Annotated in this window: 18 protein-coding genes; 9 read left to right on the top strand and 9 right to left on the bottom strand. The window is 51.5% G+C overall.

Annotation, left to right across the window (positions count from 1 at the left end; all coding sequences use genetic code 11):
• Nucleotides 1-1,803, top strand: coding sequence for a GAF domain-containing sensor histidine kinase (locus AACQ84_RS12970; protein ID WP_012308170.1), 1,803 nt, complete (start codon nucleotides 1-3; stop codon nucleotides 1,801-1,803).
• 33 nt (nucleotides 1,804-1,836) lie between these two features.
• Here AACQ84_RS12970 and AACQ84_RS12965 read toward each other — a convergent pair whose 3' ends face one another.
• Both AACQ84_RS12965 and AACQ84_RS12960 read right to left on the bottom strand, forming a co-directional pair.
• On the bottom strand, nucleotides 1,837-2,685 hold the full coding sequence (locus AACQ84_RS12965; RefSeq protein ID WP_234991379.1) for a mechanosensitive ion channel family protein: 849 nt from the start codon (nucleotides 2,683-2,685) through the stop codon (nucleotides 1,837-1,839).
• 24 nt (nucleotides 2,686-2,709) lie between these two features.
• Nucleotides 2,710-3,945, bottom strand: coding sequence for a hypothetical protein (locus tag AACQ84_RS12960; protein WP_012308167.1), 1,236 nt, complete (start codon nucleotides 3,943-3,945; stop codon nucleotides 2,710-2,712).
• Between the two features lie 280 nt (nucleotides 3,946-4,225).
• Here AACQ84_RS12960 and AACQ84_RS12955 point away from each other — a divergent pair, with 280 nt between their 5' ends.
• On the top strand, nucleotides 4,226-9,958 hold the full coding sequence (locus tag AACQ84_RS12955; protein ID WP_041443642.1) for an Ig-like domain-containing alpha-2-macroglobulin family protein: 5,733 nt from the start codon (nucleotides 4,226-4,228) through the stop codon (nucleotides 9,956-9,958).
• Here the strand turns inward: AACQ84_RS12955 and AACQ84_RS12950 are convergent.
• Entirely contained in the window at nucleotides 9,955-11,730 is a 1,776-nt protein-coding gene (locus AACQ84_RS12950) for a R3H domain-containing nucleic acid-binding protein (protein ID WP_012308166.1), read from the bottom strand. The two genes, AACQ84_RS12955 and AACQ84_RS12950, sit on opposite strands and share 4 nt — an antisense overlap.
• Nucleotides 11,727-12,791, bottom strand: a complete 1,065-nt coding sequence (gene ldpA, locus AACQ84_RS12945) for a circadian clock protein LdpA (RefSeq protein WP_012308165.1) — start codon at nucleotides 12,789-12,791, stop codon at nucleotides 11,727-11,729. The genes AACQ84_RS12950 and ldpA overlap by 4 nt, the downstream gene beginning before the upstream one ends.
• Nucleotides 12,792-12,929: 138 nt before the next feature.
• Between ldpA and AACQ84_RS12940 the strand changes: the two genes are divergently transcribed.
• Nucleotides 12,930-14,657 carry a succinate dehydrogenase/fumarate reductase flavoprotein subunit gene (locus AACQ84_RS12940; protein WP_012308164.1) on the top strand — a complete coding sequence of 576 codons (1,728 nt, stop codon included), beginning with the start codon at nucleotides 12,930-12,932 and terminating at the stop codon, nucleotides 14,655-14,657.
• A gap of 75 nt (nucleotides 14,658-14,732) precedes the next feature.
• Here the strand turns inward: AACQ84_RS12940 and AACQ84_RS12935 are convergent, their stop codons facing one another.
• Together AACQ84_RS12935 and AACQ84_RS12930 are read right to left on the bottom strand one after the other, a co-directional pair.
• Nucleotides 14,733-16,277 (bottom strand): peptide ligase PGM1-related protein, encoded by a 1,545-nt coding sequence (locus tag AACQ84_RS12935; protein ID WP_012308163.1) that lies wholly within the window; start codon nucleotides 16,275-16,277, stop codon nucleotides 14,733-14,735.
• Between the two features lie 86 nt (nucleotides 16,278-16,363).
• Complete coding sequence (locus tag AACQ84_RS12930; RefSeq protein WP_012308162.1) at nucleotides 16,364-16,570, bottom strand: DUF751 family protein; 207 nt, start codon at nucleotides 16,568-16,570, stop codon at nucleotides 16,364-16,366.
• A 156-nt stretch (nucleotides 16,571-16,726) separates the two neighbouring features.
• Between AACQ84_RS12930 and AACQ84_RS12925 the strand changes: the two genes are divergently transcribed.
• Nucleotides 16,727-17,617, top strand: a complete 891-nt coding sequence (locus tag AACQ84_RS12925) for a branched-chain amino acid ABC transporter permease (protein ID WP_012308161.1) — start codon at nucleotides 16,727-16,729, stop codon at nucleotides 17,615-17,617.
• A gap of 76 nt (nucleotides 17,618-17,693) precedes the next feature.
• Complete coding sequence (gene gmd / locus AACQ84_RS12920; RefSeq protein ID WP_012308160.1) at nucleotides 17,694-18,773, top strand: GDP-mannose 4,6-dehydratase; 1,080 nt, start codon at nucleotides 17,694-17,696, stop codon at nucleotides 18,771-18,773.
• On the opposite strand, the gene AACQ84_RS12915 is transcribed toward gmd, so the two are convergent.
• Entirely contained in the window at nucleotides 18,770-19,096 is a 327-nt protein-coding gene (locus AACQ84_RS12915) for an ArsR/SmtB family transcription factor (RefSeq protein ID WP_012308159.1), read from the bottom strand. The genes gmd and AACQ84_RS12915 overlap by 4 nt on opposite strands.
• 102 nt (nucleotides 19,097-19,198) lie before the next feature.
• On the opposite strand from AACQ84_RS12915, the gene AACQ84_RS12910 reads away from it, so the two are divergent.
• On the top strand, nucleotides 19,199-19,369 hold the full coding sequence (locus tag AACQ84_RS12910; protein WP_012308158.1) for a metallothionein: 171 nt from the start codon (nucleotides 19,199-19,201) through the stop codon (nucleotides 19,367-19,369).
• A gap of 100 nt (nucleotides 19,370-19,469) precedes the next feature.
• On the opposite strand, the gene AACQ84_RS12905 is transcribed toward AACQ84_RS12910, so the two are convergent.
• Nucleotides 19,470-20,282, bottom strand: a complete 813-nt coding sequence (locus AACQ84_RS12905; RefSeq protein WP_012308157.1) for a tetratricopeptide repeat protein — start codon at nucleotides 20,280-20,282, stop codon at nucleotides 19,470-19,472.
• Nucleotides 20,283-20,390: 108 nt separating this feature from the next.
• On the bottom strand, nucleotides 20,391-20,894 hold the full coding sequence (gene folK / locus AACQ84_RS12900; protein ID WP_041444014.1) for a 2-amino-4-hydroxy-6-hydroxymethyldihydropteridine diphosphokinase: 504 nt from the start codon (nucleotides 20,892-20,894) through the stop codon (nucleotides 20,391-20,393).
• Between the two features lie 138 nt (nucleotides 20,895-21,032).
• On the opposite strand from folK, the gene AACQ84_RS12895 reads away from it, so the two are divergent.
• From AACQ84_RS12895 to AACQ84_RS12885, 3 genes are all read left to right on the top strand, one after another.
• Nucleotides 21,033-22,367, top strand: coding sequence for a histidine phosphatase family protein (locus AACQ84_RS12895; RefSeq protein ID WP_012308155.1), 1,335 nt, complete (start codon nucleotides 21,033-21,035; stop codon nucleotides 22,365-22,367).
• Between the two features lie 83 nt (nucleotides 22,368-22,450).
• Nucleotides 22,451-23,329 carry an ACP S-malonyltransferase gene (fabD, locus tag AACQ84_RS12890; RefSeq protein WP_012308154.1) on the top strand — a complete coding sequence of 293 codons (879 nt, stop codon included), beginning with the start codon at nucleotides 22,451-22,453 and terminating at the stop codon, nucleotides 23,327-23,329.
• Between the two features lie 38 nt (nucleotides 23,330-23,367).
• Nucleotides 23,368-24,000, top strand: coding sequence for a transaldolase family protein (locus AACQ84_RS12885; protein WP_012308153.1), 633 nt, complete (start codon nucleotides 23,368-23,370; stop codon nucleotides 23,998-24,000).
• Nucleotides 24,001-24,043: the final 43 nt, after the last annotated feature.

The raw sequence follows: 24,043 nt of genomic DNA, 5'->3' as shown, positions 1-24,043 counted from the left end.
ATGGTCTCCGCTGCCCTCTACGACTGCTTAGAATTTGGCATCTCATCCCCGCGCCTTTTAACCCGCCTAACGGCGGCGATCGCCCAGCAGTTACAGGTGGATTGGGTTTGTTTGAGGGTCGATTTAAGCCCATCCCAAAGCCTCACCGAGACCTGGCCCACGAACCTAGCCGATGTCAATCTTGTTCTACCCCAAGAATTTCATCCTGACATTTGCACCTATACCGATTTACGTCACACGCCTTACCACGCTCTGATGGCCCAGGGTCTGGAGGCGATCGCCACTGTGCCCCTCCCCGCACAGCAGGCCCAGGGTTATCTATGGCTCGGTTGTCAGTCCCAAACCTTACCCCAGATAAATACCCTTGAGGCACTCCGCCCACCGCTCCAGTTGGCCCTTGGAATCTTGGCCCAGCAAAACCGCATCGTCAACTGCCAACAGTACCAACAGGCCCAGCGGGAAATTCAGCAGCTCATTGATGAAATTCAGGACACACAAAAATTATTTCAGGCCGCCAGTACCCAACTCCAAACAATTTTCGGCGTCGAGCAGGGAGGTATCCTTTTACTCAAATCGGCAAATCCCCTCCGTCAACGACAGGAACCTGATCCGACGGATACTTTGGAGCTCAAGTCTAGCTGGTCTGAGCTGCCGACCCAATGGTCGCTCCAGGACTGTGAACTCTGTCAGGTGGCTTGGCAAAAAGCGCCTCTGGTGTGGGTGATCGCCGATACCACAACCCATCCCTGGCAATCTCCTCTCCTGGGATCCCCAGTTCGTAGCCTATTATTTGCTCCGTTAATGGGTGGGCAACTGTCTTCCCAGCACAGTCAACCAGTCTTAGGCTTTGTGATTTTGGCCCAGCGATCGCCCCGACAATGGCTCCCCGAAGAAATTCAAACCATGGCCAGCATTGCTCACCAATTGGGCCGTACGATGATCCACCACCAGGCCCTCCGGCAGGTGCAATCCCTGGTCGAAGAACGCACGAGTCAATTGAAATGGAGCCTTGAAGTCCAGGCGAAACTTAGTCAACAGATGCGGCACCAAATTCAACAACTGCGGCACCTTAATCGCTTGAAGGATGATTTTTTGAGTACTGTTAGTCATGAACTCAATACTCCCCTGGCAACGATGAAGCTGGCGATTAAAATGCTCAAACAACCGGGGCGATCGCCAGAAAAACAACGGACTTATTTAAACATTCTCGATCAAGAACTCAACCGAGAAAGCAAACTCATCCACGACCTGCTCCAGCTCCAACAGGCAGAGGCCAGTGAATTTGCCCTCAAACCCCAACGCCTCGCCCTCGGCCCGGCCCTCTCAGAGCTTGTGCAAAAATTCCAAGATCGCTGGACTCCCCTCAAACAACTCCAGTTTCACCTCCGGTTTAAGCCCAAGGCTCTCAGCACAAAATTGCAATTTGAGACGGATCCAGAACAATTTCTCAATGCCATGAGTGAACTCCTCACCAATGCCGGGAAATATGCCACCCCCAAGAGTAACGTTACCCTCAGCGTTGAATATTTGGGGCGATCGCCCGCCCGGATTCAAATTCGCCTTTGTAACGATGGGGCCGCCATCCACACCGAAGAACAATCCCAGATTTTTGATAAATTTCGTCGGGGCACCGGGGCCACAGCCCAGGCCATTCCTGGTACTGGTCTTGGTCTCGCCCTCGTGAAAACCATTGTTGAACATTTAGAAGGTAGCATTACCGTTTCTAGTGACCCCAATCCTCACCGCAATGATTACCGCACGTGCTTTCTATTGGATTTTCCCCAGGCGATCGCCGGGTTTTAACAGGCGGATTTTTAGATCAATATAATTAACGACTTACTCCTCTGCATCCACGGTTTGGGGCACAAGCCTCGGGTAAGGCAGACCTTGGTGGGCGAAGGCTTGTTTCGCGCGACGGATTAAATCTGTTTTATAGATAAATTCGTCCCTCGCATCCATGGGATAGCAACGGAGTTTGAATTGGGTGCCCCACATTTTTTCTTGCATCACCACCACAATGGGTAGCTTAAGCTGGGTATATTTGCTGCTGTAGGCCGCTTGGTAGAGAATTTGGATCACCTGCTCCACATCAACGCCATGGCCAAAGAAAAAGTCCGTGGCGACCTGGGCTTCGAGTTGGCCGCTATTGGCATTGGAAACCGCCTCTGTCCAGGTTTTGTTATGGGGAATGGTGACGAGGTTATCGTCGGGGGTCTGGAGCTGAATCCCCCGCAATCCATAGCCAACGACCTCGCCATAATGTTCGCCAATTTTAATGCGATCGCCAACACGATAGGGCGCTTCAAATAAGGCCACGGCCCCGGCAATAATTGAGCTTACATAATCCTTAAAGGCAAAACCCAAGGCCACGGCGATGGTGCCGGTTAGGGCGATGAGGTTGTTTTGGGAGAGATTAAAAAACAAATTCAGCAGATAAGCGAGGATTAAAATTAGGATCAAGCCTTTCCAGAAGGGGATTGATTGTTTAATCAAGAGTCGCAAGCGCCGGGGCACCCGTTCCGACAGCCAGTTAATGGTGCCTTGGATCAGGGCCATCGTGCCGTAGGCAATGGCGATCGCCAGCACGGCCCGGAGGATTTTTTGGATCGTGAAATCCGTTAAAAGTCTTTGGGGTAAATTTTCAGGCGGGTCAACCTGGGCTAAGAGGGTGAACCATTCAGACATCGGCACAAAGGATACTCCCATCGATTAATCTTCCCCCACGAAAAAATTGTTATTGGCCAGCTCACTTTTGAGGCGGATATAGTGGGCCGCTTGGATGGAGAGGGCCCCTTGATTTTCCCGCAACACCCCCTGGCGGAGGAGCCACTGGATCCGTGCTTGGATGCGATTCCGGGATTCCCCTAAACTCAAGGCCAGATGGGCGCGGCTAATTTGGCCATGGATCAAGACGGAATGGAGAATGTAGAGATCACCACTGGCTAAGCTGGGCAGACTGGGCAGAGCTGGTTTAACGCTCTCAAGGGTGAGGGGCTGTTGGTGCGGATCTGTTGCGTCGAAATCAAATTGGAGGTTTGGGTGTTGCTCGATTTGCTCTTGGTGAATCCGTAAGCTTTGGAGCCAAAGATTTGCGGCGATTTGACCTGTGCCGTCGGCTTGACTAGCAAGATTTTGCCAATCATCGAGACGCTCGCCTTTAGGAGAATCTGATTTAGTCGTATCCTCTGGCGGGTCGTCGGGGACACTAGGGGGGGGTGGCAAAACCACCTGGGCAATGGGTTCTAACCAAGTCTGGAGCATTTCCCCTTTTAACTTAGGCAGGGTGTCCACATGGCTAAAATAGGCGCTAATTTGTCCCACAAAATCCAGAAAGTCCCAGGCCCAATGGTTACAACTCATGATCCAGAAACAGTGGCGATTTTGAATGGTGATATCCCGGAGGGTCTCAATGCCTTCCCAACCGCCAATACACCGGAGAAAACATTGCTCCAGACAGGGAATAATCACCAGGGTTTGTCGTTGTTCTAGTTGATTCACGGTTGGCTGATCTTGGCGATCGCCTGGGCTGAGATCAATCTGGGGATAAAGTTCTAGGGCTTTTTGGATCTGTTGGCTAATGTGTCTGGGGTGGAGGGGGCGCTGTAGACAATCCAGGGGAGTGAGGATTTCCAGATCAGGAAAAGTTTGGCGGGGGATACTCTCACTCAAAATTTTGGGGAGCGGCTCCACGGGATTGCCCAGAAGCACAAAACTATTGGGGGCTTCCAAATTCGTCTGCCAAGTTTCAATGGCCTCGGTAATGGAGGCTTTGACAGGCGCACAATAGACCTCTGGACTCGCCAGGGTTTCCAGTTGACGCGCCAACTGGAGGGACAGGGTATCGGGGAGTTCTACCAAGTCGGCAGCTTCTTCCGTGGTTGCCTGCTGCTGGGTAAACCAGATGTGGAACTGCTGTTTGAGGGAATCAACAAAAAGAGGTGCCATGGCATCGGTAGGGAAAAGCTACGGGGCGATCGCCAATCCATTCCCGGAGGAATCATCGTTATCAAGCCCATTTGCTCACAATTTGTCCGCCATTTTAGGGGATATTTGCAGAGCAGCCGACTTTTTCATCAAGATTGCGTCATTTTACCCAATGGCTCCCCCGGCGATCGCCACAATTTCGTCGCGAATTAATATCTTTGTCGTTTTTAAGAAATATACAAAAAATCGTTTATTGCCAGGGGGATTCGTTATCACAGAAGAGAGAATCAGAGGGCATTGTATGGGGTTTCCACGTCGCTTTGTTAAATTTCTCTTACTGGCCTGTTTAAGCTGTCTGTTGGCGATCGCCGGATTATCTGGGTGCCAACAAATCCTCCAAATCAGCCAGGTCACCAACCAAGCCGCGCCCTTTCCCACCGTTGCCGCGCTCCCTTTACCAGAACTATCCGACTGGATCACCGAAATTAGCCCCACCGGAGAAGCCGCCGATCTCGCCCAAATCAGGATTCTGTTTAAACATCCCCTGATTCCCGTTGCCCAACTCGAAAGCCCCGAAGAAACGGCCCTCCTCCAAAAGATTGAGCTGATTCCCGCCATTTCTGGACAATTTCGCTTTCTTACCCCCCAAATGATTGGTTTTCAAGCCGACCAACCCCTGCCCAAAGCCACCCGTTTCCAAGTCACTCTCAAATCCGGTTTAGGGGATCTCGAAAATAATCAACTCACGGAAGATTTAGCTTGGACATTCCAAACGCCCCAAATCCGCCTCAGTAATTTACCTGGGGTTGTCGGTACCTTGCCCGAAGAGGCAGAACCCTTGGGTCTTGAGGAAGAAAGCACAGTGACTAGCAACACCCGACTCGACCTCGATTCCCTGAAGCAACATACTGTTTTTGTCAGCAGTCAGAGTAGAGTCAAAGCGGTTATTACGCCTCAATCGCCTCCAGAAGATCCCATTGCAGACGGTCAATTCGATCCAGAAAAAACCTGGCAATACATTATTAAACCTCGTCAACCTTTACAGAAAGCAAGTCAATACACCCTAGAATTTCAACCGGGAATCGCCCCAGACCAAGGCAATTTGCCCACCGAAAAAAGCTTTCGCTCCGTCTTTAAAATCTATGCGCCGTTGCAATATGAAGAAATGGCTTTCTACGGGCAACCAGACGTAGGGGGAGCCTATGGTCGCTTTGTGAAAGGGAGCGCCCAACTGGTTTTTAATAACGGTTTAGATGCCGATTCTGCCTTGGAAAATATTACGATTAGTCCGAAACCGGAGGGTGAGGATCTCGCGGTTCGTACCTATCCCGGTAGCCGCACGGTGGATCTGAATCCGTGGGTACTCCAACCGAATACTGATTACACGATTACCATCGGCAAAAATCTCAAGGATCAATACGGGCAAACCCTCGGCAAGGATCAAACCATTACCTACAACCCCGGTGATGTGGCGGCGGATATTTGGGCGCAACGGGATCTGAATATTTTTCCGGCGGGGACGGATCTGAATCTTGATATTGAAACGATTAATTTACCTGAAAGCAAGTTTCAGGCGGGTTATCGGGTGGTGCAACCGACGGATTTGGTTTACGCGGCGACGGCTTATCCGCAAAATAACAGCACCGATTTAGTGCCGTCCGAAAGCAATTGGGAAAGTATTACGATTAAACAACCGAAAAATCAGTTGGTGAAAACACCGATTCCGATTCGGGAAAAATTGGGTGGGAATACGGGTTTACTCGCTTACGGGATTACGGCAAAAACCAATACCTATAAGGATCAGAATAATCAAACCCAGTGGCGATCGCCGCAATATTATGGCTTGGTGCAACTCACGAATTTGGGGGTGTTTGCCCAGTGGTTTCCGGAGTCGGGCATCGTGCGGGTACACCATCTGGATACGGGAGAGGCGGTTTCTAATGCCCAGATCGAAATTTATCAGTCGAAGTTAGATCAAAAAACGAAGGGCAATCCCCAAGCTTGTTTTACTGGGCGAACTGATGGGAGTGGTAATTTGCTGGTGACGGGACGTGATTGGCGCAGATGTGTGCAGGGTCAAGAATATGCGCCGCAATTGCTGGTGATTGCCAGCGAAAATTCGGACTGGGCTTTTACGCGCACCGATGAGTACAGCGGTTCCTACGGTTACGGGATTTATGCCGATTGGGATAATGGGGAAACCCAAGGGCGGGGCACAATTTTTAGCGATCACCAACTGTATCAACCGGGTGAAAAGGCTTATTTTACGGGGGTTGCCTATTATTTAAAAAATGGGGAATTGCGGCAGGATATTAACCAAAATTACAAGGTGATCCTCAGTAATCCTGAGGGGAAAGAGACCACTTTAGGCAACTTCCAAACGAATCACTACGGCACGTTTACGGTGGAATGGGATGTTCCGAAAACCCAGGATTTAGGCAATTATTATCTGCGTGCGGAAGCGTCGAATGGGGTGAATATTTACGGGGATTTTCGAGTGGCTGAATTCCGTCCACCGAATTTTAAAGTGGATCTCAAGCTCGATCAAAAATTCGCCAAAATGGGCGATCGCCTGACTGCCACCACCCAGAGCGATTATTTGTTTGGTGCGCCCGTGAGCAATAGCAAGGTGAATTATTACGTCACCCGCAGTCGCGGTTATTTTCAACCGGAGGGGTGGGATGAATTTCAGTTTGGGCGGCAGTGGCATTGGTCGGAAACGGAGCCGTCCATTAGTAGCGATGTCCTGCAAACGCAAAAAACCTTAAACGATGGTGGGCAAAGTTCCCAAACCATCGACGTGGCGCGGGATCTGCCCTATCCAGTGACCTATCGTGTGGAAACAGAAGTGACCGATGCGGCGAATCTATCCGTGTCCAATACCCAAACCTTTACCGCGTTGCCCGGCGATCGCCTGATTGGGATCAACCATGATTTTGTTGCCGATGCGGAAAAACCCTTTAAAACCCAAGTGATTGTCACCAGCCCCGACGGGAAAACACTTGAGGGGCAAACGGTCAAATTAGAATTGCAAAAAGTCAATTACAGCGAAGTTTCTCAAATTATCGAGGGATCTCAAGTTAAACGCCCCCAAGTGGAATACGAGGCGATCGCCAGCCAAACTATTAAATCTGCTGCCAAACCCCAAACCGTAGAATTAACCGCCCCCGACAGTGGTTCCTATCGTCTCCATGCCACCATTAGCGGGCAACCCGATGCCGCCGCCACCGATAGTTTCATTTGGGTCAGCGGTGCAGGCTGGTTTAATTGGGGCGATCGCTTCGACAATAACCGCGTGGAAGTCACCCTCGACAAAGATGAATACAAAATTGGCGACACCGCAACCGCGTTAATTCAATCCCCCTACCCCGAAGCAGAACTGTATTTTTCCGTGATTCGCCATGGCGTACTGTACGAAACCCAGCAAACCGTGACCGGAGCCGCGCCCCAGGTGCAATTTACCGTCACGCCGGAGATGTTGCCCAATGCTGCGGTGGAAGCCGTTTTAATTCATAGGGGGGAATCCATTGAAGCTGCCCACAAAAATGGCGTGGATAAGCTGATGAACATTGGCTTTGACGATTTCCGCACCAGCCTCGCCGAGAAAAAATTAACCGTCGCCATTCAGCCGCAACAGGATCAGGTGATGCCCGGTGACGCACAAACCTTAAATCTGCAACTCAAGGATCAAGGGGATCAACCCGTTGCCGGACAGTTAACGGTGATGGTGGTCAATGAAGCGATTTTGCAATTGACGGGCTATCGTCCCCCCGATCTGCTGGCTGAAATTTATCGCGATCAACCGATCACCACCCGCTGGGCAGACAATCGCCCCGATGTGACTATTGCGCCGATGGATTCGACCGAAGCAAAAGGTTGGGGTTATGGCGGTGGTGAATCTTCTGCGTTAGCAAATACCCGCACCCGCACCGATTTTAAGGCGATCGCCTTTTATGATGGTTCCGTTTTAACGGACAGCAACGGTCAAGCGGTTGTCTCCTTCACGCTGCCCGATGACCTGACCACCTGGCGCGTCCTCGTGGTGGCAACGGATGATCAAATGCGTTTTGGCAATGGCGACGAAACCTTTATCGCCACCCAACCCCTGCTCACCAATCCTGTGTTACCCCAATTTGCGCGGGTGGGCGATCGCCTTGAGGGGGGCGTAATGGTGACGAATACGACGGGTTCTAAGGGTCGTTTAAACATCGAAGCGCAATTGCAGGGGGTAATGGAATTTGCCCAAGGCAATAAACAACGGCAAACTCAAACTGCCGAAATTGGCAATAATACCGAGGTGTACCGTTTTCCGATGGTCGCCAATGCCGCCGGAACCGCCATCTATAAAGTTGCCACCCAGAAAAATGGGGCCGCCGATGCCGTGGAAGTGCCCCTTGACGTGAAGCAATTAGCGGTGAAAGAACAGGCGATCGCCACAGGGATTTTGACCGAGGCTGAAGTAAAAATTCCCCTGAACATCGATCGGCAGGTGGTTCCCAACCAAGGCGGTTTAACGGTCACCGTTGCCAGTACCCTAATCCCAGAATTAACTGCCCCGGCCCAAGATACGTTTAACGACGACGATTTCCCATTCCTCGAACCTACCGCCAGTCAACTACTCATTGCCGCGAATTTAGAAATCCTCAAACAGCGGTATAGTCAAGCCTCCGAGAATTTTGATATCCAAGCCGAAGCGAGCCAAGCCCTCACCCATCTCAGCCAATTGCAACTTGCCAGTGGCGGATTTGCGACCTTCCCCGGAGACGACACCTCCGATCCCTACGTCACCCCCTACGCCGCCGAGGCGATCGCCCTCGCCCAACAAACCGGATTGAGCATTGATGAAAATTTGGTGAGCAAACTGAAAAAATATCTCGACCAAACCCTCGCCAACCCTAGCCAATTTAGCGAATGCAGCACGACAAATTGTAAAAATACCGTCCGCCTCGAAACCCTCTTAGCCCTCGATCAACTGGGGGATGTGCGGGGCGACTTTGCGGCAACCCTGTACGATGCCCGCGAGGAGTTTGATACCGTCGGCAAAATTAAATTAGCCCGCCATCTTTCCCAACTGCTCGATTGGCAAATCCAAGCTCAGGAGTTAGCTGATGAAATCAACGAGTTAATTTATCAAACCGGACGCACCGCCCAGATTAATTTGCCCCAACGCTGGTTTTGGTATCACTCCAACACCACCGCCCAATCCCAAGCCCTCCGCCTATTTGCCGAGATCAAACAAACCCCCGCTACCCTTAGCCAAGTCTTACAAGGGTTGCTCGATCAACGGCGCGATGGCACATGGCAAACCAGTTATGACAATGCCCAAGCCCTCACCGCCTTAACTGCCTATAGCGCAACGGAATCGATTCCGCCCAGTTTGAGTGGCGCTATCAAGCTTGACCGTAAACAATTGGGTGAATTTAATTTCCAAGGCTACGAAAATCCCAGTGCCACCGTCGATGTGCCGATGCAGGATCTCCCCAAAGGCAATAGGGATCTGATTATCCAAAAAGACGGCGACGGCAAACTCCATTACCTGAGTGAATTTAACTATCGTCTCCCAGGCAGCCAACCCGGCAAACTAAACGGATTGCGCATTACCCGCTATATCCGCCCCGCTAACCAAACCGAAGTCGCCCGTAAATATGGGTTGTACGATCTAAAAGAACCCTTTAGCGTCGAAGCCGGACAAGTCTTTGACATTGGTTTAGAAGTAATCACCGATCACCCCGTCAATCATGTGTTGATTAGCGATCCCCTCCCCGCCGGCTTTGAAGCGATTGACACTGATTTTCAAACCGCCACCACCTATTACCAACCCCAACAGGACGCATGGCAACTCAGCTACCAAAAAGTCTATAAAGATAAAGTCGTTGCCTACGGCGATCGCCTGAATGCGGGCGTATATAACCTGCACTATCTCGTGCGGGCGATCACCCCCGGCAGCTTTGACTATCCTGGGGCTGAAGTGTCACTGCAATACAACGCCGAAACCTTCGGCAGAAGTACTTCTTCGACGTTAGAGGTGAATTAAGCAGGGAAAATCCGCAGGCGACGGTTTGGTTCTTCCCCAAAGCTCGATGATTGCAGACGGTAATGCTCAATCAGTTCGTGCTGCATCTTACGGATTTTGGCCGAACGGGGCAGCAGTTCCACGGGTTGACCCTGGGGAATGACGATTTGCTCCACTGCTAGACGGGCTTCTTCGAGGGCATCAATTTCATCGTCGCTATTGCTTTGGGCAAATAACCGTAAATCTGTCGGTTCCTGGTTTTGGGGATCATCTAAATTCAAAATGCGCCGCAAACCCCGCGTGATTTGGGGGATTGTATTAGACTTCACCGCATGGATCGGTACATGGCAAGTTTGGGCGATTTGACGCAATTTAGAATGATTTTTCAACTGCGATCGCAACGCTAAAACCGCATCGGCCCCTTCGAGATCTTTGGTGAGTTCGATGGGCAGCCGCAAAATTTCGATCACTTGCTCTAGCTGCGATCGCCCGACGCCATAGGGATAGACATACACGGGGTAATCTTCACCGTTGGGGCCAGGCACCCGCACTTTCTCCTGCTGTTGTGGATCACGGGCAATCCAAGATTGATCAATGAGGGGATCGAGGGCGTTGCTTCTCGGGGAAACTAATTTTTTTTTCTGGCTACCGAAAGGGAGAGGGGCCATTTTGCCAGAAGCACGCAGTCCCCGTGGACGGCTGGGTTCAGGGGCCATCTTTGTTTGGGGGTTCCAGTTGGGAATCTCGACGGGATGCTCCATTTCCTCGGTGATCTTCACATTGCCTTGATCATCGACGGTGCGGACTTCCAGTAACGGTTGGTGACCTCGCAAGAGGGTATCAATGGTGATCGACACATCGCTATGAACCACCCAGCGTTGCCGTTCTAGCATTTCTACAGCCACATCAAAGGTTGGGGGCGCTTTTCGTTCGAGGACAGTTTTTTGCGATCGCCTTTTGCGGGCCTCTTCATCCCCCAGGGTAACGGCTTGGATGCCGCCGACAAGATCCGAGAGGGTGGGGTTTTTAATCAGGTTTTCGATGCGATTACCGTGGGCGGTCCCAACGAGTTGAACACCCCGTTCGGCAATGGTTCTGGCGGCCTGGGCTTCAAGTTCGGTGCCAATTTCATCGATGATAATCACTTCAGGCATATGGTTTTCCACCGCCTCGATCATCACCTTGTGTTGCAATTCCGGGGTAGCCACCTGCATCCGGCGGGCGCGACCAATGGCGGAATGGGGAATATCACCATCCCCGGCAATTTCATTGGACGTATCGATAATCACGACCCGTTTGCCAAAGTCATCGGCGAGAACCCGCGCAATTTCCCGCAGCGCCGTAGTTTTACCGACCCCAGGCCGTCCCAACAGGAGAATCGATTTACCGCTTTCAACGAGTTCCTGGATCATTAAAATCGTGCCAAACACGGCGCGACCGATGCGACAGGTTAAACCGACGATGTCCCCCTGGCGGTTACGCATGGCACTGATCCGGTGCAGGGTGCGTTCGATGCCCGCCCGGTTGTCGCCACTAAACATCCCCACCCGCTCTACGGAATATTGCAAATCTTCGCGGCTAATGGGGCGATCGCCTAGGTCTTCGGTGCTATTTTCAAAGCGAGCTTCGGGGATGCGACCGAGATCCATCACCACTTCGATCAGGGCGTTTTTATTGGGGTGGTCGGCGAGGCGATCGCGGATCGCATCGGGCAAAATCGTCAGCAGTTTTTCGAGATCGTCCGTCACGAGGCGACGGTGGGCCGGAAAAGCGGGGGATTGGGGTGCAGTCATAGACTAAGGCTTGGGTTTAACGAAGATTTTAATGGATTTATCAACTGGGTGGCGTGGGCGATCGCCTGGTCAAAGCGTTCGGGATCGGTTTCGAGGGGGCGCAGCTGCATTTCAACGGCATTTTCAAGGATCGGTTGGAGTACTTTTCGGGCATAACCGCCAAAGGCAACCCCAGCAATAAAAGGCGATCGCCCTTCATTCAATAGACCAAGATGTCGCAATTTATCGAAGGTGTGATTATTCGTACCACCCGCCAGTTGCACATATCCCGGTAAACCGCTCTGGAGTACCTTTTGGGCAAACTGAATACTGGCATGGATTGTCCCTTTGCCGATGTCGCCACTCATCGGTCGTCCGTCGGTCTGCCAAAGGAGGAGACAGTCGAGGGGCTGAATTTCTATGAGCAATTGTTCGAGATAAGACAACACATCGGGATGATCCTGGCAGCTAATCGCAAGTAATTTGAGGTGATGGTGGACGGGTTTGAGGGTCTGCCAGAGTCGCTGAAAATCGGCAAAATGGCCCACTTGGGTATGGATTTCCACCGCATCGATCGCCATGGTCGTGATCATTTCCGCCGCAATGTGGGGACTGGAAATATAATTTTTCGCTTCGATTAAACCCAAAGGACAGATGGGCAAACAGCGGCCGCAACCATAACAGCGATCGCCAATTACGCCCGTGTGATCAATCGCGAGGGCAGGACAAACGGTTTCGCAGGGGCGTGGGCAATCGGCGGGACAACGATTTGGATTAAAAAACGCTTTGCGGAAATGGGGATCTTCGGCGTCATTGAGGCTAATCATCAACCAGGGTTTGCCCTGCCATTGGGGAAATTTTGCTGGATTTTGACGGGCGATCGCCTCCGCCTGGATGAGCGATTCCTGGGCCATGGTCACCACCGCCGGATCCGCCGCTACATCGATGCAATCGGCACCCACTAAGCTATAGACGAGGGTCAAATCACGGATGGCGGGGAGATGCTGAAAACTCGCACCACAGATGAGTTTGAACCAGTGGCCAGCGGTGAGGGATTGGGCAGGAAAAAGAGATTGCTTCACCCCTTTATCGTAACGCTCTAATTTTCCCTTTGGAAAGTCTTGATCAGGAGAGAGAGATGTAAAAAACCGTAAGGGCGATCGCCTTTCTCCCCGACCTCTAACCCACAATAGAAAGAATAACCCCTGAGTTTTGTGGATATGTTGCAACACGACGTCATTATTGTCGGTGGTGGTTTGGCTGGCTGCCGTGCTGCCCTTGAGATTAAAAAGAAAAATCCAAACTTTGATGTGGGACTCGTCGCGAAAACCCACCCGATCCGCTCCCATTCTGTGGCGGCCCAGGGGGGGATTGCCGCCAGCTTAAAAAATGTTGACCCAGAAGATAACTGGGAAGCCCACGCCTTCGATACCGTCAAAGGTTCTGATTACCTCGCCGATCAAGATGCCGTCGAAATCTTAACGAAAGAAGCCCCCGACGTAATCATTGAGTTGGAACATTTAGGGGTATTATTTTCGCGCCTCGAAGATGGTCGCATTGCCCAGCGCGCCTTCGGGGGTCATTCCCATAAGCGCACCTGCTATGCCGCCGACAAAACGGGACATGCCATTCTCCATGAATTAGTAAATAATCTGCGGCGTAATGGGGTCAACATCTACGATGAATGGTACGTGATGAACCTGATCTTTGAGGAGAATCAGGCGAAGGGGATTGTCATGTATCACATCGAAACTGGACATTTAGAAATTGTCCAAACGAAGGCCGTGATGTTTGCAACGGGGGGCTATGGCCGGGTGTTTAACACCACCTCCAATGATTTTGCTTCCACCGGAGACGGTTTAGCGATGACGGCGGCGGTGGGGTTGCCCTTAGAAGATATGGAATTTGTGCAGTTCCATCCGACCGGACTTTTTCCTGTCGGTGTTTTAATCTCGGAGGCGGTGCGGGGAGAAGGAGCTTACTTGCGTAATAGCGACGGCGATCGCTTTATGGAAAAGTACGCCCCGAAGCAGATGGAATTGGCCCCACGGGATATTACTTCCCGGGCGATTACCCTAGAAATTCGGGCAGGACGAGGAATTCATCCCGATGGCAGTGCCGGGGGAAATTTTGTCCATCTCGACCTGACTCACATGGGCAAGGAAAAAATTATGGAGCGGGTGCCCTTTTGTTGGGAAGAAGCCCACCGTCTTGTCGGCGTTGATGCCATTAATGAACCGATGCCTGTGCGTCCCACGGCTCACTATTCCATGGGCGGCATCCCCGTGAATACCGATGGTCGGGTGCGGCGCAATGGTACCGAATTAACCGAGGGCTTTTTTGCGGCAGGGGAATGTGCCTGTGTCTCCGTCCATGGAGCCAACCGTCTCGGCAGTAATTCCCTTTTAGAATGTGTGGTTTATGGCCAGCGGGTCGGTGGCAAGATTGCCGATTATATTGGCGATCGCCCTTTCCCAGAGATTAACGAACAACAATATTTAGACGAAGCGAAAAATCGCATTGGTCAGCTCCTCAATCAATCCGGCAATCTGCGCATCCATAATCTCAGGCAGCAGTTTCAAGACGCCATGAGCGACCATTGTGGTGTCTTTAGAACCGAGGCAACCATGGCGGCAGGGCTAGAACAAATTCAACATCTTAAGGATCAATACAATCATCTTTTTCTCGATGACAAAGATATCCATTGGAATACAGAACTGATTGAAGCCCTAGAGTTACAGAGCATTTTAAAAGTCGGAGAAGCCATTCTTACCTCTGCTTACCACCGCAAAGAAAGCCGGGGGGCGCACTCCAGGGAAGATTTCCCCACCAGGGATGATCAAACCTATCTAGCCCATACCCTAAGTTTCTGCAACGACACAGGTGTAACGATTGAGTATATGCCCGTTGTCATTAATCGTTTTGAACCCAAAGAGCGCAAGTATTAAAGCCCTCAGCCCTTCTCAAAGATGGTGCTGTGGCATGTTCCCCAAGAATACGGATTGAGGTTCCTTAGAAAAGACTTACCACGTCAAGGGAAGCGTCACCGTTGCAGGGCGTTGACTGGTTGTCTCTAAATCCAAAGCTTGCTCGACCTGTTGATAAATTTGGGCGGCTTCTTCGGGAGAATTCCCAATGCTGGTCAGCCCTAATTTGCCAAATTCTGAAAGGGTGCCCATCAGGTGAAACACGCTCCCTGTTTTCGTACTGCTGTCGAAATGGAGGCCATGGGCGGCGATGATATCCATCAAATCACTGGGCAGGAGGCCCTGGTATTGGGGTTTCTGGAGATTGTCAGAGGCGATGTAGTATTTTTTCTGGTGTTGGGGGGTAAAAAATGACCCTGTAGCGCAGTCATAGAAGCCTTTGGTTAACAGTTGCAATGTCATCAACGGATGGGTCGTACCCCCTTTGCGGAGATTAATTTCAATGGCCTGGAGATCCCAACTGTGGTCGGGGTTTTCGGTAGCGATAAAATCGACGCCATAGCGTTCCATCGCTCCCTTTTCAGCGAGAATCTTGCCAACTTTTAGGCCCAGTTCCTGTAACTGTAGGCGATATTCGCTGGCGGCTGGAAAATGGCATCCTAAGTAAATTTGGCCATCCTGTCCCCCCAGAATTTGGTCGTGGGTCGAGAGGATTTGGACTTCACCACTGGGCGTAATCAACCCTTGGACACTGGGCGATCGCTTTGGATCTCCTTCGATAAAGGCTTCGGCGATCGCCCCTAATTCGGGAATGCGCGAGGCAAAATTATCCCAGGTTTCACCGCTGGCCTGGAAACTGAGCTTGGGCAAAGCCGCCGTAATCTGTTCACAACGTTCCGTAAAACTTGCACTTTGTGGCAGAGCAGGCAACTTCAACACTGCATTCCCTTCCCCCGAAAACCCCTCGTTTAGCTTAATTACAATCCGTTTGAGGTGGGGTTGCCGCTCCCACAGTTGCGCCGTAACCTGGATCAATTCCGGCACTGTTTTCACCAAAGCACTGCCATCGGGAAAAGGAACACCCGCCGTCTGAAAGATCTCACGACTGCCACTTTTTGAACCCCAATAGTTCAGACTGGGGCTGGCGGCAAAGAGGGGAATCTGTAGTTTTTCCGATAGCTCCTGTTCTAGGGGCGTTGAGTTGTAACACACCATATAGGACTGGTTCGGGCGCAGGGCGCGACGAATTCTTTCCACCAGCCGGGGCCGCTCCAAAATCTTTTGGGTTAAAGGTTTGTAGGAATTATCATAGGTGGTCACCAACAGCAGGCGATCGCGGGCATGGGAAAACGGAATTCCCGATAGGAGCTGGAGATAATAGTCAATGATCAAAGGAGCTAGGGGTTGGGCCGTAACGTAAATCAAGCGCGTGTGGGGATTGCGCAGGCGAATTAGTGAGAACAGTAACCGCTCTTCATAGTGCAAAAATCCAGGCACCTTCTGGCCGACCCGCTGATCCACACTAAAAGAAGGCACCACTAAAATATCTTGATCGTCCGCCTCAAAATCAGCCGAATCTTGCCAACGTTGGCGCAGTTGCTGTTGTAATGCCGCAAAGGTCTGGAAAGAAGGATTATGCACCGTTTTTTGCCCAGATCAAACTCATAGGATCGTTTTTGACCACCCTACGTCTGATCTTAAAATTTTCTGTCCAGCTTACAAAAAAGCTAAACAACACTTAAACCAAGCATTGCCCGCAGGGTGAAGTAAAGAAACGCAAAGAGACCCACCAAAAGCCCAATCGTGGCGGTGGCCGTCGCTTTATTTTTAAAAAATAGTGGCTTCAGCCATTCAAATACACTGATAAAAATCCCCAGGATCAAACTAATCATGTAACGGGGATAGCGGAGGACGTTCTCAAAAAACTCTTGCATAGCACCGGAGGGGGAATTTTATGGGTTTAAATAGGGAAGATTTTATGGCTTCAAATTGTAGCATTCCCCTCTGCGTTCCCAGTTTTCCCCTGCCAAGGTAGGCTTGGTAAGATTAATTCATTTTTTATTTCCTTAGCCCTTACCTTCACCTTCGCCATGGACACCCTGCAACTCGTTCTCAATGGTCTGTCGGTCGGGAGTATCCTGGCCCTTGCTGCCGTGGGACTGACCCTAACCTACGGGATTCTGCGCTTATCCAATTTTGCCCACGGGGACTATATGACCTTGGGAGCCTACATTACCTGGCTGAGTAATTCCCTGGGGTTAAATATTTGGCTATCGATGGTGGTAGGGGCCTTTGGCACCATTGGCGGGATGCTCGTGGCAGAAAAATTACTCTGGCAGCCGATGCGGGATAAGCGGGCGACACCGACAACTTTGATCATCATCTCCATTGGATTGGCACTGTTTATCCGTAGTGCAGTGCTGTTTATTTGGGGCAGTGGCAATCAACAATATGATCTCCCGGTGGTACGGGCCATTAACTTGACCGAACTTGTGGGACTCCCGGAAACGGTGCCAGATTTGCGCATTGCCTACTATCGGGTCGTGGTGATGGTGCTGACAGTTTTAGTAATTTTAGGGCTGCATTTTATCCTGCAAAATAGCAAGGTTGGCAAAGCGATGCGGGCGGTAGCTGACAATATTGACCTGGCACGGGTGTCCGGCATTGACGTGGAACGGGTGGTACTCTGGACTTGGATTATTACAGGAACTTTAACGGCGATCGCCGGCAGTATGTACGGGCTGATCACCACGGTGCGACCGAATATGGGCTGGTTTTTAATTTTGCCGATGTTTGCTTCTGTGATCCTGGGGGGCATTGGCAATCCCTATGGGGCGATCGCCGGTGCTTTTGTGATCGGCATTGCCCAAGAACTCAGTGTGGCCTGGCTTGGCCCAGACTACAAGCTGGGGGTTGCGCTGTTCATTATGGTGGTCCTGCTGTTGGTGCGGCCCCAGGGTCTTTTTAAGGGCACCATGTAAATGGCGTCTTAAAGTCCATCTCGGTGAATACTGTTCTAAAATTGCTTAGTTGATATGTTGAGTAAACACGAGCTCCATGGGTAATCGAAAAGCACTGGTAACAGGGATCACCGGACAAGATGGCTCTTATTTGGCGGAACTGCTCCTCGAAAAAGGTTACGAAGTTCATGGCATTATCCGTCGCGCTTCTACTTTTAATACCGACCGCATTGACCATCTCTATGTCGATCCCCATATCCCCGACGCTCGGTTCTTTCTCCATTACGGGGATCTCACCGATGGCACATCCCTAGGAAAATTAATCGAAAAAATCCAGCCCCATGAAGTTTACAATCTGGGTGCCCAATCCCATGTGCGGGTGAGCTTTGATTCGCCAGAATATACCGTGGATACCGTGGCGATGGGGACGCTGCGTATCCTAGAAGCGATTCGGGACTACCAGGAACGGACGGGCAATGAAGTGCGCTTTTACCAGGCCGGTTCGTCGGAAATGTTTGGCCTTGTGCAAGAGGTGCCCCAAAAGGAAACGACCCCCTTTTATCCCCGCAGTCCCTACGCCTGTGCCAAGGTCTATGGCTACTGGCAAACGGTGAACTACCGAGAATCCTATGATTTGTTCGCTTGCAATGGCATTTTGTTTAACCATGAAGGGCCGCGCCGGGGGGAAACCTTCGTTACCCGAAAAATCACCAGGGCGATCGCCAGAATTATCGCCGGACAGCAGGACAAACTGTATCTCGGCAACCTCGATTCCAAGCGGGACTGGGGTTATGCAAAAGACTATGTGCGGGCAATGTGGCTGATGTTGCAGCAGGACAAACCCGACGACTATGTCATTGCCACAGGGGAAACCTATTCAGTCCGCCAATTTTTAGAAACCGCCTTCGCCTACGTCAATCTGAACTGGGAAGATTATGTCGCCTTTGACCGCCGTTATCTCCGCCCTGCCGAGGTGGACTTACTCATTGGCGATCCCACGAAGGCTAAAAAACAACTAAACTGGGAGCCGAGTATTGATTTTCCGACCCTCGTCGGGATCATGGTCGAAGCAGATCTTGCCATTTTGGGTTTACCGCCCCACAATCCAGCCATGGGCAAACTTTATGAAGCAGATCAAGCCTATATCCGCCAAGCAACCGGCAGCCGCGTTGATTAGTGGGTGTGTCCATCCTCTGGTTCGTCTAGGTGCTCCGAAGCGTCACGATAGAGATTAAGAATGTGGTGATCCTTGAGGCGATAAATCACATTCCGCCCTTCCTTGCGATAGCTCACTAAACGTGCTGTGCGCAGGGTTCTTAGTTGGTGAGAGACAGCCGATTCACTCATTTCAACGGCGGCGGCGAGTTCCCCCACCCGCATCTCTCCAGTGGCCAGGGCCGAAAGAATACGCCAGCGGTTGGCATCCCCCAAGACACCAAAAAATTCGGCCATCCGTTGGGCCTTGGCTTGGTTCAAGATTTTGCCACTGTGGTCTGTCATTGTTCGCTGATCTAAACAATACCTGAATAATTGTTCATGTGTTAATCTAAAAATGTGAACAATCGTTCAACTATTTAAGACAATACCTTGGAGGTTTAAACCATGGTAACTGTGACCCAAATGAAGTGCGCCTGTGAATCTTGTCTTTGCATCGTGGATCTCAATAGCGCTATCCAAAAGGAAGGTAAGAGTTATTGCAGCCAAGCCTGTGCCGATGGCCATCCCGCAGGGAGTGAAGGCTGTGGCCATGGGGGCTGTACTTGTCACCAATAGAGCCATCAATAGAAAGAAATTGAGCCAAATTTATAAGCTGAAGCAATACCCATCACCGAAGCTGGGTATTTTTTTTGATAAAGATTGATTTAGTTGAAGTTTAAAGTTGTTCTAGGGCAGCTTGGGCAATTTCTCGATTAATCAAAGCGTCTTCGTAGTCTGGGTCAATGGCGAGGGCTTGGTCATAGCTGGCGATCGCCTCGGTATAGCGCCCCAGTGCTTCGAGGGAAATACCGTGATTATTCCAGGCTTCGGCGTCGTCGGGATCGAGTTCTAGGAGGGCGGCATAGGTGGCGATCGCTTCTTCATGGCGACCTAAATCGGCCAGAACATAGCCTTTATTGAACCAAGCATCCACATCTGCGGGATCTAACGCTAGTACTTGATCGTAGCTGGCTAATTCTTCTTCATAGCGTTCCAGAAAGCCCAGGGCAATACCCCGGTTATACCAAGCATCCACATCCCCCGGATCCAGTTCCAGGGCGCGGTCATAGCTGGCCAGTTCTTCTTCGTAGCGCTCTAAAGCTCCTAACACAACGCCCCGGTTGTACCACACCAGGTTTTGATCGGGGTCAAGGGCGATCGCCTGATCATAGCTGGCCAATTCCTCTTCGTGCTGCCCCAAGGCCCCTAGGGTAACGCCCCGCCAGATCCAAAGCTCTGCATCGTTCGCATTCAAAATTAAGGCGGCATCGTAGGCTGCGAGGGCCAGTTCATATTGCCCTTGGTCATAATATTCATTGCCCTGGAATACCAATTCATCCACTGAATCGGCGGTCATGCCAGCACCTTGGGCGAAGAGGCAAGGAGTCGAACCACAGGGGCGCGCTTGGGCGATCGCCGGCGTTAATGTTCCTCCCAAAACCAAGGCTAGACCCATACCACCCAACAGCCCAGAAAAAATACGCACCATGGGAACACTCCACCAAATATTGCCGTTCGTCCAATATCTTCCATCATAGTCAGAATTACCGTTGCCGCTGCTTTTCCTAGGGGGAGATGTTTACAATCAATAATGGTTTTAGGTAGTTTCGCTGTCTAATCTCTGAATTCCAGTGAGGGGAAGCTGTTCCTTGAGGGCTTGGATCGTTTGTTGGGTGCGGGGTTCACACCAATGGGGCGCAATCTCTGCTAGGGGCACCAACACAAAGGCCCGTTCCTGCATCCGGGGGTGGGGCACCTGCAAATGGGGCAGATAAATTATGTCCTGGCCATACAAAAGCAAATCCAAATCCAACGTCCGTGCCCCCCAACGTTCCCGCCGTTCCCGTCCAAACAGTTGCTCTACTTTCAACAGGATTTCGAGGAGAGCTTCGGGACTGAGATTATGAACCTGACCAGTGACGCAACCATTGATGTAGTCCGGTTGCGGGGGGCCAACCGGGGCCGTGCGGTACCAAGCAGACCGAGCTGTTAGGGCGATCGCCGGATGTTCGCTTAAATGTTTAATGGCATTTTCTAAGATTTCCAAGGAGTTGCCCAGGTTACTCCCAAGAGCGATCGCCACATCCACAGCCCGTTCCATTGCGAAAAATTTCCCCGTATTCATGCCCCAAAATCATAGCCCGAACTTCACCTTTTCCCCTGACCCCGAACCAGATACTATGGTGTAGGCAAAAATCCCCCCTCGCAACACCACACCCAAATAATGGAGGAAACCAAGGTGGCAACCCGCGTCATAATCGTGCGTCACGGACAAAGTAGCTATAACGCCCTCAAAATGATCCAGGGCCGTTGTGATGAATCAGTACTCACCGACAAAGGCTGTGCCGACGCCGCCACCGTAGGCCAAACCCTCCAGGGCATCGACTTTGCTGCAATCTATTGCAGCCCCCTCCAACGGGCCAAACAAACCGCTGAAATTATCCACCAGCACCTCGACAAAGCCCCCGCCCCCATCACCAGTGAGGGTCTGCTAGAAATTAATTTGCCCCAGTGGGAAAAACTCCTCAAAAGTGACGTCAAAGAACAATATCCAGAAGCCTATCGCCTCTGGCACGAAAATCCCGCTGAATTTGTGATGACCCATGCTGATGGGAGCGAACACTCTCCGGTTAAAGACCTCTATGACCAAGCCCGGCAATTTTGGCAGGAAATCCTCGCAAAACACCAAGAGGAGACTGTCTTAATCGTTGCCCACAATGGCATCAACCGCTGTTTATTGATGAGTGCGGCGGGCATCCCCCCCAGCAAATACCAGAGCATTCAACAATCCAACTGCTGCATCAATGTGCTGAATTTTGTCGGCCAGTTGGGAGACATTGTCCAATTCGAATCAATTAACCAAACGGCCCACCTCGGCTTGCCCCTCCCCACCTATCGTCCTGGCCACAAAGGCCTCCGTTTACTACTGGTGCGCCACGGGGAAACCAACTGGAATAAAGAAGGGCGTTTCCAAGGCACCATGGATATTCCGTTAAATGAGAATGGCCAAGCCCAAGCCGCTAAAGCCCGTGAATTTCTTAAGGATGTGACCCTGCATTTCGGTATGACTAGCCCCATGAGTCGGCCCAAAGAAACCGCTGAAATCATTCTGCAAGCCCACCCTGGGGTGGTGTTGGGTACCCACCCTAAATTAGAAGAAATTGGCCATGGCCTCTGGGAAGGCAAACTAGAAGCTGACATTGAAGCGGGCTTCCCCGGCATGCTGGCCCAGTGGAAAACCAAGCCAGAAACCGTCCAGATGCCAGAGGGGGAAAATCTCCAACAGGTGTGGGACCGGGCCAACGAAGCCTGGGATGAGATTGTGGCGCAGTATAGCCAAACCCCGAACCAAGTGGGTTTAGTTGTTGCCCATGATGCCATTAACAAGGTGATTCTCTGTCGCTTGATGGGACTACAGCCCCAGGATATTTGGGCGGTGAAACAGGGGAACTGTGCAGTGACGGTCATTGACTATCTCCAGGGGGCAGACAGTGAACCGGTACTCCAGGCGCTAAATATTACGTCGCACCTTGGCTTTGGGGTGATTGATCAGACGGCAGCCGGAGCTTTGTAAGCCTGGGAAAAAATGAGGGGCGATCGCCATCCCCTATAATCAAGTCTGGAAAATTTTTGTAGCAAAAACAACGAGCGTGTGTAATGGGTAAAATTGCGTGGGTCTTTCCGGGCCAAGGATCTCAAACGGTGGGCATGGGTGTCGATCTCGCCGAACATCCCGTCGCCAAAGCAAGATTTGCTGAAGCAGAGGCAATCCTCGGTTGGTCAATTCTCGAAAAATGCCAGGGGGATGAAGCGACCCTCTCCCGCACCCTTTACACCCAACCCTGTCTCTATGTGCTAGAGGCAATTCTCTGCGATCGCTACCGGGAGAAAGCGCCCCAGGTAGACTTTATGGCGGGCCACAGCCTCGGTGAATATTCCGCCCTCTATGCGGCTGGGGTCTATGATTTTGCCGCTGGTTTGCAATTAGTGCAAAAGCGCGCCCAACTGATGGATCAAGCGTCTGGGGGGAAAATGGCGGCCCTGATGAAGTTTGACCGTACTGAATTAATGGAAAAAATTGCGGCGACCGAGGGAGTGACCCTCGCCAACGACAACAGCGAACAACAAGTTGTCATTTCCGGTACCCCAGAAGCCGTTGATGCGATTATGAATGGCGTTAAAACCAAGCGGGCGATCGCCCTGAATGTTTCTGGTGCGTTCCATTCCCCGTTTATGGCCGAAGCCGCCGCCCAATTTGAAGCGATTCTCGATGCCGTTACCTTTGCCGATGCCCAGGTACCCGTACTGTCTAATGTCGATCCCCAACCGGAAACCCAAGCAGCCGCCCTCAAGGAGCGCCTCAAGGCCCAAATGACCGGTTCTGTCCGTTGGCTCGAAATCATGCAGCAACTGAGCGCCCTAGAAGTTGCTGAGGCCGTAGAAATTGGCCCCGGTAAAGTATTAACGGGTTTAATTAAGCGCACCTGCAAAGACATGGCCACGGCAAACATTGATACCCTCGCCAGTATTGGCTAGGCTCAAGGCATACCAAACCACCGCGCCAAAAGGGAACCATGATTTATTTAGATTCGGCGATCGCCACCGAAGCCACCGAAGCCATGGCCTGGGGTTGGGTCAAGGGCATTACCACCAATCCCACCCTCCTGGCCAAAAGTGACGCGCCCCCGGAAGTGACCCTAAAAACCTTGGCGGCCATCACGCCTGGAGAACTCTATTACCAGTTAGTCAGTGAAGACTGTGAGGGGATGATCCGCGAAGCCCACCGGGCACGGGAAATCATTGGCAATCAGCTCGTGCTTAAAATTCCCGCCACTTTCAACGGCTTTCAGGCTTTGTCCAAACTCGCTCCGGAAATAAGCTGCTCTGTCACCGCCATCTATCAGCCGACCCAAGCGTTAATCGCTGCAGAAGGCGGCGCCAAATATGCGATCGCCTACGTGAACCGCGCCACAAACCTCCAGGGGGATGGTGGTAGCCTTCTCCGCGCCATGAAAGCTCTGTTACAAGGAAGTAAAACCACGATCCTGGCCGCCAGCCTTAAATCCGCCGCCGAAGTCACCCATGCCATAATTGCTGGGGCAGACCACATTACCGTCCCCTTTGCCCTGCTCAAAACCCTGACTACACACCCCCTATCGGCGGAAACCCAAGCCGAATTTAATCCCTTAGGGTGTGGTTTACGCTAAACAGATTTCAGAAAAGGTTGTCTATACTGAGAAAAGACTTTAC

This window comes from Picosynechococcus sp. PCC 7002, from assembly GCF_963860125.1.
In the GTDB taxonomy this organism is placed as follows: domain Bacteria; phylum Cyanobacteriota; class Cyanobacteriia; order Cyanobacteriales; family MRBY01; genus MRBY01.
This window is presented reverse-complemented; position numbering and strand designations above follow the sequence as displayed.